The 506-nt window shown below is 68.6% G+C and carries 1 protein-coding gene; it reads left to right on the top strand.

Going from position 1 to position 506, the window contains the following annotated elements; genetic code table 11:
- Positions 1 to 16: 16 nt before the first annotated feature.
- The coding region (locus ABD308_RS39490) for a transposase family protein (protein WP_486327053.1) at positions 17 to 506 on the top strand (490 nt) is incomplete at its 3' end.

Below are 506 nucleotides of genomic sequence, written 5' to 3'. Positions count from 1 at the left end.
AGTCCAGAGATCGGTTGTGACGCCAGACCTGGACTCCCTCGCGACCGCACTTTACGTGAAGACCGACGACCTGCTGAAGGAATCGCCGCAACTGGCCCCGCGGCGTCCCGAGATCGGCATCAAGCCGCGGCTCAGCGATGCCGAGCTGGTCACCCTCGCCGTGATGCAGGCACTGCTCGGCTTCACCTCCGAACGCCGCTGGATCCGCCACGCCTCATCCCACCTGCGGCACCTGTTTCCCTACCTGCCCGGGCAGTCGGGCTACAACAGGCGCCTGCGCAAGGCCGCCGACCTGATCGCACGGGTCAACCGCCTCCTCGCCCGCGACACCTCGCTGTGGACCGACACGGTGTGGGTCGTCGACTCCACACCGGTGGAATGCGGGCGCTCCCGCGAGACGGCCAAACGCTCCGACCTGGCCGGATGGGCCGAGTACGGCTACTGCGCCAGCCACTCCCGGTTCTTCTGGGGCCTGCGCCTGCACCTGCTGTGCACCCTGCACGGCC

The sequence above is a fragment of the Kitasatospora putterlickiae genome (assembly GCF_039527695.1).
In the GTDB taxonomy this organism is placed as follows: domain Bacteria; phylum Actinomycetota; class Actinomycetes; order Streptomycetales; family Streptomycetaceae; genus Kitasatospora; species Kitasatospora putterlickiae.
Note: the sequence above shows the minus strand (reverse complement) of the source record. Positions and strands in the feature narration are given on the sequence as shown.